Origin of the sequence: Candidatus Acidianus copahuensis (genome assembly GCF_000632495.1) — an archaeon.
Taxonomy (GTDB): Archaea; Thermoproteota; Thermoprotei_A; order Sulfolobales; family Sulfolobaceae; genus Acidianus; species Acidianus copahuensis.
The window spans coordinates 83,435-99,193 of record NZ_JFZT01000044.1 but is presented as its reverse complement, the minus strand read 5'-3'; the positions used below and the strand labels follow the sequence as shown (position 1 = coordinate 99,193).

8 protein-coding genes are annotated in these 15,759 nt (G+C 36.7%); 2 read left to right on the top strand and 6 right to left on the bottom strand.

Features of this window, described 5'->3' with window-relative positions; all coding sequences use genetic code 11:
• Window positions 1–31 precede the first annotated feature (31 nt).
• From slaA to CM19_RS07315, 5 genes are all read right to left on the bottom strand, one after another.
• On the bottom strand, window positions 32–4,087 hold the full coding sequence (slaA, locus tag CM19_RS07340) for an S-layer protein SlaA (protein WP_048099801.1): 4,056 nt from the start codon (window positions 4,085–4,087) through the stop codon (window positions 32–34).
• Window positions 4,088–4,254: 167 nt separating this feature from the next.
• Entirely contained in the window at window positions 4,255–5,166 is a 912-nt protein-coding gene (locus CM19_RS07335) for a 2-oxoacid:ferredoxin oxidoreductase subunit beta (RefSeq protein ID WP_048099800.1), read from the bottom strand.
• Entirely contained in the window at window positions 5,153–7,024 is a 1,872-nt protein-coding gene (locus tag CM19_RS07330) for a 2-oxoacid:ferredoxin oxidoreductase subunit alpha (RefSeq protein ID WP_048099799.1), read from the bottom strand. Before CM19_RS07330 ends, CM19_RS07335 begins: the two co-directional genes overlap by 14 nt.
• A gap of 392 nt (window positions 7,025–7,416) precedes the next feature.
• Window positions 7,417–8,670: an ABC transporter permease gene (locus CM19_RS07320; protein ID WP_048099797.1), complete on the bottom strand. Its 1,254-nt coding sequence runs from the start codon at window positions 8,668–8,670 to the stop codon at window positions 7,417–7,419.
• Window positions 8,667–11,567: a COG1361 S-layer family protein gene (locus CM19_RS07315; RefSeq protein ID WP_048099796.1), complete on the bottom strand. Its 2,901-nt coding sequence runs from the start codon at window positions 11,565–11,567 to the stop codon at window positions 8,667–8,669. The genes CM19_RS07320 and CM19_RS07315 overlap by 4 nt, the downstream gene beginning before the upstream one ends.
• Window positions 11,568–12,704: 1,137 nt before the next feature.
• Here CM19_RS07315 and CM19_RS07310 point away from each other — a divergent pair.
• Window positions 12,705–13,388 carry an ABC transporter ATP-binding protein gene (locus CM19_RS07310; protein WP_048099795.1) on the top strand — a complete coding sequence of 228 codons (684 nt, stop codon included), beginning with the start codon at window positions 12,705–12,707 and terminating at the stop codon, window positions 13,386–13,388.
• An 85-nt stretch (window positions 13,389–13,473) separates the two neighbouring features.
• Here CM19_RS07310 and CM19_RS07305 read toward each other — a convergent pair whose 3' ends face one another.
• Entirely contained in the window at window positions 13,474–14,757 is a 1,284-nt protein-coding gene (locus CM19_RS07305) for a glycosyltransferase (protein ID WP_160164875.1), read from the bottom strand.
• A gap of 544 nt (window positions 14,758–15,301) precedes the next feature.
• On the opposite strand from CM19_RS07305, the gene CM19_RS07300 reads away from it, so the two are divergent.
• Entirely contained in the window at window positions 15,302–15,628 is a 327-nt protein-coding gene (locus tag CM19_RS07300; protein ID WP_048099794.1) for a hypothetical protein, read from the top strand.
• The last annotated feature ends 131 nt before the right edge of the window (window positions 15,629–15,759 follow it).

Sequence of the window (15,759 nt, the reverse complement as noted above, 5' to 3'; positions counted from 1 at the left end):
TACAAGTAAAATAGATAAAAAAAGTTTTTGATTAACTTGAAACTGTTGCTGCATAGACATACTTACCTGGAACGTATGGAACAGTTAATGACGGATTGCTGAATAGTAATATAGTAACATTATAGCTACCGGCCATAGTCGGAGTCCACTCTGGTCCGAAAGTTACTGTCGTTCCGGGTGCTATGCTCTCCACGAATACTTCTGGTGGCAATACAACTGATGTATTTACAGTTACCTCTACCACTGCATAGACTGTACTCGTTACAGTACCAACATTCGTCATGTTAAAGAGCAACTCATATGTCTTCCCTGTCATTAAATTGGATAAAGACACTGGCTTTCCAGTAGATACATTTATCACTGTTAACGCAGTTACCTCAGGTTTCAATATTATTTTACCAACGAAGAAGTAATTGGATCCAGATACATCTACTAAAGTCTTAACTCCTTTAATATATGCCTTTCCTATATTTATGGTGGAGATTACAGAGATATTATTTACTTTACCGGGAGCCACAGATATAACTCCAGGCTGTCCTGCATATAAGCTATAATATGATGTAGATACTATCCTTAGATTACCTTCATAGTATCCTGTTAATCCTTTTTCAGGTAGAGTTACGTATGTCTTTACTCCAGTAGCAGGATTAGTAACAGTAACGTTAATTGATGAATATTTCGTAGCAGATGATGGAGAATATACTGTAATGTTTGCTAATATTCCAGTTGATGTATTGGGGAAGGATAAAGCCAATGATGGATTTGCAGTTATGTTAACACCGTTATAGTAGATTGACACAATAGGAGATACTACTCCTATTTGCAAGGACTGAATATTTGACGCTATTGTTAATGTAGTGTATCCTGCAACAACTTGCTCTATTCCAAACCTATTAGGTACAGTTATCTGCGTGAAGCTATACATATTACCGCTTAGATAGACTTGATCAGTAAAGTTAACATTCAAAGCACCAGACATGAAACTGTTAGGAACTCCGTTCCATGATGTCATTTTTACATATATAAGATAGTATGGAACTGGACTTGTATTGAAGTAGGCTGTATGGCTTGAGGCTATACTCATTATATCAGATTCAGTTAATACTTGACCAGATACTTTTGCCTCTATTGTAGATAATGGAGCTCCAACAACTGATTCATACATTGAGGTTAAGCTGAAGTTTCCTGGGATTGGATGTTTAAACAGAGAGAACAGCGGAGATGATATATTTATAACAATATTGGAATCGAAGGCTGCAGGAGACGGAGTTATAATCTTTACATTATATATTCCTAGGTTGAACCCGCTAACTGTATCAACTACCGACACCGCCACCTGATGGTAAGATGGAACTAGACTAGTTGTAGTAGAGAACCTGCTTATCTCATTTGTAAAGTTGACGTAAACTGTAGTACTTGGAGCTACTGTGTATCCATTTCCAGCTAAATTGTTTATTGCTAAGGATGTAGAGTTGGCTATACTCTGATTTCCTAAGTATAGAATACCCATGAATGTCTCATTTCCTTTGGATATCTCTTTTACGTACATAGTTTCATGAACTGGAACTAATGTTGAGCTATATCCGTTCCACAACAGAGCTTGCACTTCTAAAGGAAACTCAATAGATGAGGTATGAGATTTCACTAAACCAGGAGCAACAACACTAACGTTTATTGCTTTTCCAGATTCAGAAGTGCTAACGTTTGTAGCTAATGTTATACCAGCTGTTGTTACTGATGCCATTCCAGTAGCAGTTTGAGATGTAGCAGAAGATGTATATGATACGTTAAATGCTCCTCCTATTATTTTACTAGCTTTTAGCCCTGTTGACATGTTATTTATGTATAAGTATCCAGTGGAATTTACATAATATGTAAAGGATCCAGTGAAGTTTCCTGAATCTGCTGCTGTCTCAGTAACCGTAATAGGGTAGCTTTGATCAGGTATTAACCTAAGTGAGGAATTATCTAGATATATAGTAACTCTTGCAATTAGTACAGCTTTTGGATTTGTCTGTGCATATGCGTTGTCTTCAACTAAAACATTCACAGTATGTGTATACCCAGATCCTTCTAGATTTGGCAAGTATACTACAATACTAGAGGAATATCCAGTTGTTGGTCCTTGTAACAGAACTGTGGGAACTATAACTTGGAATATGTAGGATGCAGTTAACGTTTGTATGACTATTTTATCGTCAATCTGTAGTGTTAATTGTGTTCCAGCAGGTAAAGATGTTGGAAGTTCAGATCTCACTATGGTTATGAAGAAAGTCCCATTACCTCTAGGTGATGTTAACGTAGTTATTCCAAAATGAGTAAGATTATATGATTTGGTTGTACCATTTGGATATAATATTGATATCTTAGCCGTGGCTACTGTTGTTCCATTATATACTAAATCTTCATTACTCACCTTTAGAGTTGTTGGTACACCAAACTTCAAATTAGGCTCATTAAACACAAATGTTAATGTCCTAGTAGTATTCGTAACATATTGCGTAGTTGGACTAAATATAGATAAGGTAGGTGTATAAACTGTTATACTCCCTATCCCACTGCTGTTTACATTGTGCTTATAGCCTAATACATAATAAGATGCCCCTATATCATTTGTTGCATTTATTACTAGTCTAGTTTTTGAATATTCGCTTGGTGTAACAGTAACGGCACCACTAGATGATACAGAACCATATTTTCCATAACTAATAGTGAAAGTTAATGTGAAATATGGGCTACCTGGAGCCTCCTCTGAAAGTATTATTGTTGTTGCGTTAATTGTACTACCATTAGATACATACTGTAAAACTGCAGTTGCTGGTAAGCTTATTGTCTCAGACATATTAGTTACATTATCTGGCGCATATACCGTTAGAGTGCCGGGTGAACTTACTGAGAACGAGAAAGACTTCACCGTGATAGGGGAGAAGCTAATAGTTGATGAGATATCATTTGAGAATCCTACAAAATCAGTAAAGGTCATTTGAACAGGAGTGTTAAGTCCTGGAACATGGTCCTTAACTGTGTCTCTGTAATATGATGCACCGTTAACATATGCCGGTGTCACTTGTCCAGAAGTTAACGTACCATACGTACTATTAGTAACTACTGTAGTAGTATACATTGTATAATTACCATCATATACAGCTACACCAAATTGTGTTATAGATGAAGGATACACATTATCAGCGAATATAGTCGTATTAACGTTTTGACCTATAGCTATACTAGGATAAGTTACATTTTGAGCAACATATACAGGTTTTTCATTATTAACATACACAAACGTATTATTGCTAAATGGAACAGCTTGTAGATAATCGTCCTCATACATTACTGGGATAGAGGAATTAAATGGTAGGAAACCTACTTGACTAAGGAATGATTGTGCGGTTGGAGCTAAGACTAAAGTTGGACAATATGAGTTATCTTGATCCTCTAGATTCTGTAGTTGAACTTGTACTGTTGTAACTCCAGGTTGTGTAAAGCTAACTGTTATTTCCGATGCTGAAGTGCTGTTAGTATCTGGCCATAGGTTCAGAGTGTTCACTGTTGAAACTGTCTTGCTTGCATTGTTATATATCAAGCCTTTAAGTGATGAAGGTAGATGATATTGATAGGTCATATAAGTTGAGCTATACGTTAGATTTAGATTAAGAGTCATATTAACTTGGGCTTTCATGTTACTATTGTATCCTGAATATACAAACATACTATTAGCAAGCCCGACCTTATTAGCACTCATTGTAGAATAACTCACGTTAGGTGTAGCTGTTAAGAACAAGTAGTAAATTGTGCCCTTCTCTAAGACATATACTGTTTGATTGGTGACAGGAATTAACGTAGTCCCTACATATACGCGTAGGTTCTGTACTATGAATCCTATATCGTTAGGCTCGGATGGATCGTTTATAGCTACTACAACAACCTGACCTGGTCCAAGTTCATTAACGTTCGCAGCTATTGTTATGTTATTGCTGCTTTGAGTTACCACTTGAGCAGTTGGAATAAAAGGTACTACTTCTGCTAAGAATAGAACTAGAGCTAAAATGGATGTATACCTTAACCAGTTTGGCTTTGAACCCATTTACTTTTCACTGAAGAAAGAGTAATCAATGACCATATAAAAATAAGTTGTCTACAACTGTATACAACCAATTAAGCTATAGAAAAATCAGAAATTAAATTAAAAAGAAGTAACTCTAATTCAGAACGCAAAGTCAGGGGAGTATTTCGGAGAAAAAGGCTTTTTAATCATACTCTCTTAGCCTTTATTAATTCTTTAATGTCGGTTGCGCTTTTACCATTCACTTGGATGTCCTGCTTTGCTGGGTAATAGTCAATGTAGTTTGGTATGTTTTGAACTAACCTATCCTCATATGTTGGAACACTTTCATCTTCATAAAATATACCTACAGGTATTTTCTCTCCCCATTCCATCGCCTTTATCATAGCTTTTTGCATTTTTTCTTCCCTTTCATTCTCTGATCTAACTAATGGATCCCACCCAATTGTCTCCAGCTTGTAAATCCTCTTATCATACCATTCCTTGGTGTTTATGTCGTTGTAGGTAGGACACGGTTGCAGTATATCTATTAAAGCTAATCCCTTATGTTTTATCCCGGCTTTTATTAATTCCTTTAAGTAAGAAATGTCATACGCATACCCCCTTGATATGAAAGTATATCCGGAAGATAAGGCGACGTTCAACGGATTAACTGCATCATTTATGTTAGGTTTTGGTAACGACTTCGTCTTTTCTCCTCTATGCAGAGTTGGAGACGCTTGACCCTTAGTTAAGCCATAAACGCCGTTATCGTGAATTATTACCGTCATATCAATGTTCCTCCTCCCTGCATTTACGAAGTGACCCATGCCTATACCTAGACTATCGCCATCACCAACGTTAACAATGACCTCTAATGAGGGATTTGACAACTTTATCCCAGTAGCAAACGCTAATGATCTCCCATGAAGTGTGTGAACTCCAGATATCGGTAAATCAATAAAATGGGGGATCTTCCCTGAACACCCTATACCTGAAACTATAGTAACTTTCTCGTGTTGTATTCCTAGCTCTTTTATCGCTTCCTCCTCAGCCCTCAATATCCCGTAATCTCCGCAACCAGGACACCAGTCCACAAATACGGGTTTACGCGCCGTCACTTAGAACCACCCTCTTTTCTCCTTGCATAACTTTCTTAACCCCTTCTATAATCTCTTCCATTGTTATAGATCTACCTGTCCACTTTAGAATAAAGGAGTCTGGAAATATGCCTGTCCTCTCCGAAAGGACCTGAGCACCTTGAGCACAGTAGTTATTTTCAATGGCGATTACTTTTTTCCCAGAAAGTAATTTTTTCATAAGATCTGAAGGATATGGATTGAACATTCTTACTTGAACCATTTGCACTTTTACTCCTTCGTTTTGAAGCAAAGGCATAGCATCTAATATTGAACCTTTAGGAGAACCCCATGTTAGAAGAACAACTTGTCCATCACCTACGACGTTAACCCGCTGAACCTCAGGAATTTCCCTATCGGCTGTATATAATTTTTTCATCCTTTTTTCATACATTAATATTCTGTTCTTCGTCCCCTCAGTTATATGACCTTCTTCGTTATGTTCATCCCCTGCATGAAAGATCCCAGCGTCTCCGAGAAATGCTCTAGGGGAAATTCCATCTTCGCTGAATTCAAACCTGTTAAAGTAACCTCCTTCAGGTTTAACTATTTTGCCTCTTTCCACTTCTACGTTCCCATCTAATTCCTTCTCGTCAAAGGACGAATAAGCGTTGGCCAACGTCTTCTCTATTACGTGAATTACAGGCGTCTGATATTTCTCAGCCAGGTTAAATGCCCAAATCGCATCCCAATATATTTCCTTATGGTCTCCTGATGCGATCACTATCCTGGGAAATTCACCATGACCCACATTAAGCGCAAACTTTAAGTCGCCTTGTCCAGACCTTGTAGGCAAACCAGTTGAAGGTGCCCCCCTCATATAATACGTTATAACAACGGGTACCTCATTCATTCCTGCCCAACTGATTCCCTCAGCCATCAGGGAAAAACCGGGCCCAGACGTTGCAGTTGCAGATCTAGTTCCAGTCAACGCAGATCCTACCGCCATATTTATAGCAGCTAGCTCATCCTCAGCCTGTACTACTACAGCTCCTCCCTTTCTTCTCTCTCCATTAACAATCAAGTCTAAGTTCTGGTTAGCCTCTATGTATGTACTTTCATCTGACGCTGGAGTGATAGGATAATAGGACTGAAATCTAAGTCCTGCGGAAAGCTTTCCTATAGCTGAAATTGTGTTACCATCAACTTGTATTCTAGGTTCACCTACGTTTAGTTCAGGTAAATTATACTTTGCTTGAACCAAGGAGTAGCCTATTTCGGCCGCCGTGGTGTTAAACTTTACAAAGAGATCGTTTTTGAACTCAGAGGCAATCGCATTCCTCAAATGTTCCTCTTTAATACCGAACAGAGAAAGAGATATTGCAACTACAACTATGTTCTTAGCTCTCTCCACCACAGACAATGGAATATGATAAGTATCTGCAACTTTCTTAAGAATTGAAGAGTAGTCCACAGGAATTGTTTTCACTCCCTTGCTCTCTACATATTTAACTACATCACCTACGCTGAAACCGAATGCATTCTTTTTTAGTTCCTCTTTAACTCCTTCCGCAATCTCCGGTTCAATTGATCTTACCATATCAACAGTAACGTTCTTTAATGAATCATCATATATCATGACATCCTTAACTTCAGTGAAGTGTTGAAAAATGGTTTCTGCGTCAAATGTAGCTAGCACGTCTACTTTTGACGAAATGCTATGAACTGGTTTCTCGCTAAATACAACCTGGAAGTAACTATGCCTTCCCTTTATGTTAGAGTAGTATTCTCTATTCCCAAAAATATAGTACCCTGCCTTTGATATAGAGTTACCGAAAATTACTGCAGATGTGTCAACTCCAAGACCTTGGGCTCCTCCTATCATCCACGAATATCTCATAGGAATTATATTGATCCAATAAGTAATAAACTATGAGATTAAATACTATTCTTTTCTTATATTAACCGCGTTAAATCTTACCATGGGGTTTGGGTTTTACGGACACTTATTTCCCTATAACCCTTGGGCTTCACTACGTTGTGAACGAGGCTGATCATCGCGATCCATTAGCGAGTTAATCCAACTTACACCACCGAAGCTGTGGGAAAACCGCACATCCTTAATTCCACCATCCTTTACTCTTTTAAGTCCCTTTTTCAGGTCTACATTACCCACATCTGGGACGTAATAATATTGCTTTTTAGAATATATATAAGTATTTTGGTTGGAAGTGAAAATCGTGAAATGCATAAAAATGTAAACCACTTAAAAAAAATCCACTCCCCTTCATTTTATACTTCGTATCTTAAGGCTTTAGCTGGCTCTATTCTCGAAGCTCTATATGCGGGTATTATTCCAGCAAATAAAGAGATTAATATCACTGCTAGGAAAACTTCCCCAATAAACTGCGGTGGAAATACAGGTGAAACATGAAGATTATATCCGAACGTAGAACCTCCAAAAGATCCCCCACCACCTCCACTAGATGACGAAGAACCAGATCCTCCATTAAGTGAAATAGCCGATAATAAAAGATAAGACATTCCTATCCCAGTACCAATACCGGCTAATCCCCCTATAATGCCCATAATCGCAGCTTCTCCTAAAAACATGGACATTATTTGCCCTCTCCCAAATCCAAGAGCTCCTAAAAGTCCGATTTCTCTAGTCCTCTCCACAACTGAAGTAAACATTGTAGAGAGAATTCCAACAAAGGCTACAACAAAAGCAGAAGCGCCAGCAACTACTAGGAGACCATTTATATCACCAACTATTGAATTAACAAGCTGTGCAAATTCCTGGACTGAAATTACTTCAACGCTATTTCCAAATAGGTTCTTTATTTCGCTATCGACTTGGCTTACTTGGTTCACATTAGACGCAACAACTATCGCTCCGCTATAACTGTCTCCCATTAATGAAGAACCGAAGGAAAGCGGAATAATAAGTGACTGATCTACGTCTGCAAGACCTACCCCTGCGAATTCGTTTAATTGACCTGAGACTATGAACGATCTGACCTCCTGCTGACCATTAACGCTGATCTTTACAGTTAAGGTGTGCCCTACAGTGAAAGTAGGTTGACCAGGGTACTCTGGATGTGAGATATAATAACCTACTGCAACTTGATAAGTCGAGGAAGGAGTTGGGTACTCTCCTGACTCTAAGCTTATACCGGGTAAGGCCTTTTCTGCCAAGGGTATGTTTACCGATAAGATCTCAGTCGCTAAAGTACCTGAAGTAGTTTCTATTTCTCCCGGTATAAGATAAAATGGCACTACAGTCCTTACGCCTTTTAAGGTTGATAACTCCTGGATTTCATAGAGGGAAAGAGGATGACCATGTGCAGGAGTTACGTATAGGTCTTCAGGAGATAAAGAACTATAAAGGGATGATGTTATTCCGTGAGCAAAACCCTCCGTCATCCCTGTTAGTCCAACAACTATTGCCGGTCCTATTAAAATTCCCACAATTGTCAGTATAGCCCTTAACTTTCTATCTCCTAACGAACTCCACGCCATAATTAGTAAATCCTTGATCTTCATTTTTTCCTACCTCTTATCAATAGTATTGCAATTAGAATAATTAAAACTAAGATAATTATGTAAGGAATAGCGCGTAATAAGGGGCTAGGTCTATGGAACTCAGAGGTATGAATTGGAACAGAAGTTGTTTCAACACTAGAAGGTGAGAAAGTAAAGGTATAAGTTATATTCTTAAATTGATAAAGGGAATTTTGATAGCTTATTGTTATAGTGTAACTTTGAGAGTCATTTGAGGTTGTATTCACTAACTTCGCCACACTAGAACTTTCAGGTATAGTAATAGAGAAAGGAGTTGGAGTGCCAGTAGGTAATTGGCCTATATAGTCTTGAACTCCATAAGGACCATAGATTATAAGATTCTGGGCCTCTAGATTTCCAGTGTTTAGTAAAACCCCACTTAGAGTTATGGAACCATTAGAGATAGAAACTGATGGTTGAGTTACCTCTACCTGTATAAGTCCTATTGCTGATAAGGTATAGTTAAAGCCATAGGTTAGTTGCTCTCCGTCTTCTCCTACATAAGTGATAGATATTCCTATTGGTATACTCAAAGTTTGAGATTCTAGCGGTAAGAGTTGCAACTCTATGCTCCTCTTTAACCCGCTCGGTATATTCCCGAGATTAAATGTACTTTGAGTTAGACTTACTTCAGTCGAAGGTACGTAAACGTTGACTTTAACGTTATTTAAGGTCGAGGTCAAATTATTTTCTATAGTTAAGTTAACATAATTAATTGTCTGATAGTATATCGTAAATGTTGAGAGGTTTAACTTTACTGGAGACTTAGATTGATGTACCGGAACTGGTAGCGTGTAAGAGTAGCTACCTTGTTCTCCTTCATATACGTATGATATCTCCACATTAACTGGATATACATTAGTGGGTAAATTACTTGGAACGTAAAGATTAAAGATGAACGTTACTGTAGAGTGAGGTTTAATGTAGTTTATTGTCTGGTTATTTGAACCTACTAGAGAGATCTCTTGAGAAGAAACTGTAGCTGAAACCGCAGTTAATGGCGATTCACCAGTATCTGTCACATTCACGTAAAGAGGAAACTCTTGACCTTGAAAAGCTTCAGGATTAGAAAAACTAACTAAAATCTGCTTTGGAGGAAAAACGTATAAGGCATAACTTCCCGAACTGTTGAATTTCCCATATGCAGATAAATACGTTATGAAAAAACTCAGGTTTTGATATCCGGAACTAACAGAAGGCGTTACATCTACATTTATAGTGAAAGTTAAGGATGACTCCGGTTGTATTTGAGCAAAATCTTCGACGTTTTGGGTAGTATTAATTCCAGTGGGAAGGGTAAGAAAAATTTTCACGTTTTCAATAGCGTATGGATATGGATTAAGTATTGTTAGCGTTAAAGGAACATAACCAACTCCAGGATAGGCTATTACGCTTTCTTGTGGATTACCCCATTGAACTGAAATTATTTCAGGACTAACATTAAAATAACTAACGTCTATATAGACTGTTATAATTCTGGTGAACTGCTGACCTAAGGATTCATAGGTTATAGTAAAAGTAACTGGGTAAATCCCAGGTTGAGTGTTTGGTTGAATGTAAAAGGTAAAATTATACGTTCTATTTCCGTGGAAATAGGTTGGAGTGAAATTGGATCTAACTAGAGAGAGTTGAGTTTGCGGTGTTATGGAGATTAAGTCTACTTGTTGAGAGGCAGAGAAATTAAGGAGAATAGAGGCTGGATGATTTACAGTTGTACTTACATCATCTGCAGTCACGTCGAGAATAGTTGAGGGATATATTACTAGGGTTACATTTTCTTGAGTCTTGTAGGAATTACCGTTGTAAAATACGGTTACGTTTACTGGTAGTGTATAACTACCAGGTGATGCGTTTTGTAGAATATTAACGTATTCAGTACTTGTCTCTGCTGAACCTGGCTCTATTCCAGGGATGATAAAGGTAACGTTAGTCTTTCCAGACTGTGAAAGGACACCTTTAGGTAAAGATAGTTGCAAGGTAATATTGCTCATCGTTACCTCTGTTGGATTAAAAAGGGTGATAGTTAACGGGACTAGTCCTTCACCTACAAAGGCCTGCTGAACTGAAGTTGACGTACCCCATTGAAGGGAAACGATCCTGGGACTAGCGTTGATATAAACGTTAACAAAACTTTGAAGGATTCTGGTGAACTGCTGACCTAAGGATTCATAGGTTATAGTAAAAGTAACTGGGTAAATCCCAGGTTGAGTGTTCGGTTGAATGTAAAAGGTAAAATTATACGTTCTATTTCCGTGGAAATAGGTTGGAGTGAAATTGGATCTAACTAGAGAGAGTTGAGTTTGCGGTGTTATGGAGATTAAGTCTACTTGTTGAGAGGCAGAGAAATTAAGGAGAAATGAAACTTCGCCTCCAACAGATCCTACTGCTTTATTTGTAGTTATATTGAGAAAATTATAATTGTATATTACTAGGGTTACATTTTCTTGAGTCTTGTAGGAATTACCGTTGTAAAATACGGTTACGTTTACTGGTAGTGTATAACTACCAGGTGATGCGTTTTGTAGAATATTAACGTATTCAGTACTTGTCTCTGCTGAACCTGGCTCTATTCCAGGGATGATAAAGGTAACGTTAGTCTTTCCAGACTGTGAAAGGACACCTTTAGGTAAAGATACATTATAAGTAGTATTCAATATTTCACTTGATGATGGATTATATGCTATTAACGTCAAAGGGACTAGTCCTTCACCTACAAAGGCCTGCTGAACTGAAGTTGACGTACCCCATTGAAGAGAAACGATAGGATATACCACATTACTTTTAGAAAATGATAACATACCTGGCGCAATTATTGATATAAAGAGACTAAGAAGGAAAAGTAATGAGAACAAGAAAGTTCGATTGTTTTTTATTACCATATTTCCACTGAAACTCAGTTTCCGATATCGGATATTTAAGTATTATCGGAGTGAGAATGGATAAAGACAGTATTTTTCTTCTAAAACAGTCTTTTATACTGCTATTCTTTATTATTCACTTTATTTAATGAAAATATAATTTCACTCTTAATATTTTAACTATTAAATTTTTATTTTTTATATTCAAAGATTAGTTTCTAGTAGTATTAAACTAAAATAGATTCAAGCTTTAAGATAATTACTGCTATATATAGTTCTAGCCGTTGTCAGCAGTTTAGCTTAGATCGTGACATTTATATACATTTCATGATTTTCACTTCAAACCAAAATACTTATATATATATATTCTAAAATCAATCTTATATCGTCCCAAATGTGGGTGTGTAGACCCGAAGAAGGGACAAAAAAAGGGAGAAGGATGAACTAAGCATGTGCGGGTTTCCCCACAACCCGGTCTTCGGTGGTGTGGGTGGGGTTATCCCGCTAATGGGGCGGATCGTGATGATGAGCTTCGGCTCAGAACGTGGTGAAGCCCAAGGGCTTTAAGGACATGACAATAAATGTCCGTAAAACCCAAACCCCCAATCCCCTCTATGGTCAACCGGAATAGTCATGGTGAGTAAAGACTAACAAAGTGATAAAGGCTTTTTGACACTTATTGTCTTGTTCGTGAAACCCTTTGGTTCACTACGTTCTGAACAAAGATCATCATTACTAACCATTAGCGGGATAATCTCACCTACTAGGGTGTAGGGAAAACCACACATCCTTAGTTCCTCCCTCACCCTTTTTTGTCCCTTCTTCGGATCTACTTACCCAGATTTGAACAAATTAATATTGTTTCTTTGTTAAAATATAGACATTTTTAAGAAGGAAAATCATGAAATGTATAAAAATATCACGATTTAAGCGAAACTGCTGATAACAGCTTTAGGCATTTTAGTGTGTTTTAGTCCTTTAAGGACTTTTTCCTCTCCCTTACATTCATTGGTAGTACAGCTACCTTCAGTATAGGATCAATAGAATATCTGAAAACTACACGTCTTTAAGAGTATGTTAACCTCCAACCCAAGTATCTGTTTACCCCTACCCTCTTAAGATAAAAAAGATAATTTAGTTTAATGCCCATAGTCAGATATGCCAAAAGAGAATGTACTTAAGTTAGAACATGTTACGAAGATCTATAATGGCAAAATCCCCGTTGTAGCACTATCGGACATAAACCTAGAGATTGAAGATGGAGAACTAATTGCGATTCAAGGCCCCTCTGGTTCAGGAAAAACTACTCTGTTAACAATTATGGGTACATTAGCTTTACCAACAAAGGGAAAGGTATACATTTATGGTAAGGATGTCACATCTATACCACAAAAGGAGATTTCTAAGATAAGAAACAATTACATTGGATTTGTATTCCAAAGCTATAATCTTATTGAACGACTGACAGTACTAAAAAACGTAGAACTTCCATTAATAGCCAGAGGCGTTGGAGAGAGTGAAAGAAAAAGAATTTCTATTGAAATTTTAGAAAAATTAGGACTCAAAGATTTGATCTACAGAAAACCAAACGAGCTATCTGGAGGTCAGCAACAAAGGGTCGCTATTGCAAGAGCTTTAGCTCAAAACCCAAAGATAATACTTGCAGATGAGCCCACAGCAAACTTAGATTCAAAGTCTGGTGAGATTGTTCTTGAAACGTTCAAACAGGCAAACAAGGACTTTGGCACTACGGTAATTCTTGTTACACATGATATGGATGTAGCTAATATCGCACAAAGAAAAATTTTCATTAGAGATGGAAAAATAATAGATATTAAATAATTTTCAGCTAAGTAGAGGACATAATATAGAATTAAAAACTAATAGTGGAATAAATAATTGATTATAAATTCAATTTAGATATAGTTCAACGAGTTATCCACTCTTGTTTCCAAAACGTCAGTATGGCGTAATATGCCACAAAAAGTTGGAATATGAGACCTATAGACCCGTAAGCTATTGTCTTTACTCTCTCCTTCCCTATTAATTTACCTAAAGCGACAGCGTATGGAGAAGCTGACATATAATACATTAAGTGAAGTAAGGCTATCTTTAATATAGGTTCTCTGATAACTTCGTGTTGTAAGAAACGAACGGGCATAAAGATACTAATGGAAAACTGCTTCAGTATTCTTAGCGAACTATAATCACTACTACCATAATGACTTAGCCTAAAAGGAATGTGAAAATTATGTATTGGCATAAATAAAACATAATATACATGGTGTATTATACCGTGAAGAATCGAGATATAAACTAATGGATTAGTGTAGGATAAGTTGGAAATACCAAACAGTGTCACTATACCTATTATAGGAAGCAAATTATTGTAAATAGAGTTAAATGTATATATTCCGCCCTTTCTAAATAATGTGCCGTCAAACAGCTCTTTGAAGAAAAAAAGGTAATTTGATCTTGTCCATCTAATCATCTGTTTAACAAATTCCTTAATATCTTTAGGAGGTTTCGTATAAGCAAACGCGTTAAAATCGAATATAGCCTTATAACCCATATTTATAATATAATTTGTAAGTTGTCTATCATCACCTACTACAATTTTTCTCCCGAATAATCTCGGTTCTATGTAAGCTTTTGACATTACGAAACTCTTTATGATATCTGTTCTATACATAGCGCATTCCCCATTAAGAACTATTGTACGTTCACTCCTGGACACAGCCCTACTTACTAACTCCTTAAATCTTTCAAAAAACTCGGCATAATAATATCTAATACTATTTTCTGGAAAAATCTTTATGTTTGCATTTACCCCTCCTACTTTATCAGCGAATAATGAGATCATATGCTTAATATCATTAAGTTCGATAATTGTGTCGCTATCTAAAAACATTACTAGCTTTGTTTTTACTCTTCTAATTCCTTCAGCTAGAGCATTTCTCTTCCCGCCATGAGGTACCAGAATAAACTGACCTCCATATCTTTTTACTATATCGCTATATGGTTTATCTTGTCCATCTCCAATGACTAGAAAATTTATTTTATATGAGCTTAAAGATTTGACAACTCTTTCAAATACATTAACGTCTTCCCTGTATACAGGTATTACTACAGTTAAATCAGAGATTGTGAAACTTCCACTTCTATTACCTTGAAGCTTAGGTTTATCATGAAACGCTAGAAAAGAGTTCACACTGAAATAAATAAATGATATAGTAACAAGTAACGTCAAAAACAATGATTCATACATTCATAGTATCATCAGCAAAGAACAATATATCTTTTTTTAATATCGACTTTTACCAGAAAAAGATTCTAATTAGAGAAGAAAATTAAGAGTCCATAAAGGTACTAGAAAATATAACAGAAAGTAAGACTTTCTCGCCATTGAAAGCAGTTTCACTTAAATCGTGACATTTTTACACATTTCAAGATTTTTTCTATTAAAATGCTTATTTTTAAAAACACAAATTAACTTGCCCCAAATGTGGGTGTATAGACTCAAAGAAGGGATTACAAAAGAGCGAAGATTAGAAACTAAGATGTGCGGATTTTCCCACACGCTTCGGTAGTGTAGGTTGGATTAGCCCGCTAATGGATCGTGATGATGTTCTCTGCTCAGAACGTGGTGAACCCAAGGGTTTATGAACAAGACAATAAATGTCCGTAAAACCTAAACCATAAGAAAATAACCTAATACGTTAAACCTATATTTTACAAAGTTAAACTTGCTTACAATGAGTCTAGAATCAGGATTATGGACTATTTACGACCTTCAATTACCTTTAGTAGAAATAGACTTCTCTACTTATCTACTGAAGGAAGGATATATCTCACAAGAAGATATAGAAAATTTCAATAAAGCTAAGGCACTAGTGCGTGAATCCTATTACCTCAATAGAAGCAATGAAGATCAAATTATTGAAAAACTTAAGGAGGCCCTCTCTCTTCTTGAGTCAATAAAACCAAAGAAGCCCTTCCCCCCGGAAATGAAAATACGATTTGAGGAGCTTAAAAGAGCAATAAAAGAAGTATTAGAAAAAAGAGATCAAGGATCCTCATAAAACGTTATTTCTTTAATTATTTTTATGAAAATTAATAAAAAGTTTTTAGTCTCCCTATAAGCTCGGTTAATAATTTTCAACGGAATATTCCTTTAAGCTTTTATGAAACTAAGGGGAACAGATTAGGGAAA

What these genes read in the sequence shown, in the direction of transcription:
- CM19_RS07320 (WP_048099797.1), bottom strand. Translation starts at nt 8,670, where the DNA reads ATGAAGATCAAGGATTTACTAATTATGGCGTGGAGTTCGTTAGGAGAT.
- CM19_RS07300 (WP_048099794.1), top strand. Translation starts at nt 15,302, where the DNA reads ATGAGTCTAGAATCAGGATTATGGACTATTTACGACCTTCAATTACCT.
- CM19_RS07315 (WP_048099796.1), bottom strand. Translation starts at nt 11,567, where the DNA reads ATGGTAATAAAAAACAATCGAACTTTCTTGTTCTCATTACTTTTCCTT.
- slaA (WP_048099801.1), bottom strand. Translation starts at nt 4,087, where the DNA reads ATGGGTTCAAAGCCAAACTGGTTAAGGTATACATCCATTTTAGCTCTA.
- CM19_RS07310 (WP_048099795.1), top strand. Translation starts at nt 12,705, where the DNA reads ATGCCAAAAGAGAATGTACTTAAGTTAGAACATGTTACGAAGATCTAT.
- CM19_RS07330 (WP_048099799.1), bottom strand. Translation starts at nt 7,024, where the DNA reads ATGAGATATTCGTGGATGATAGGAGGAGCCCAAGGTCTTGGAGTTGAC.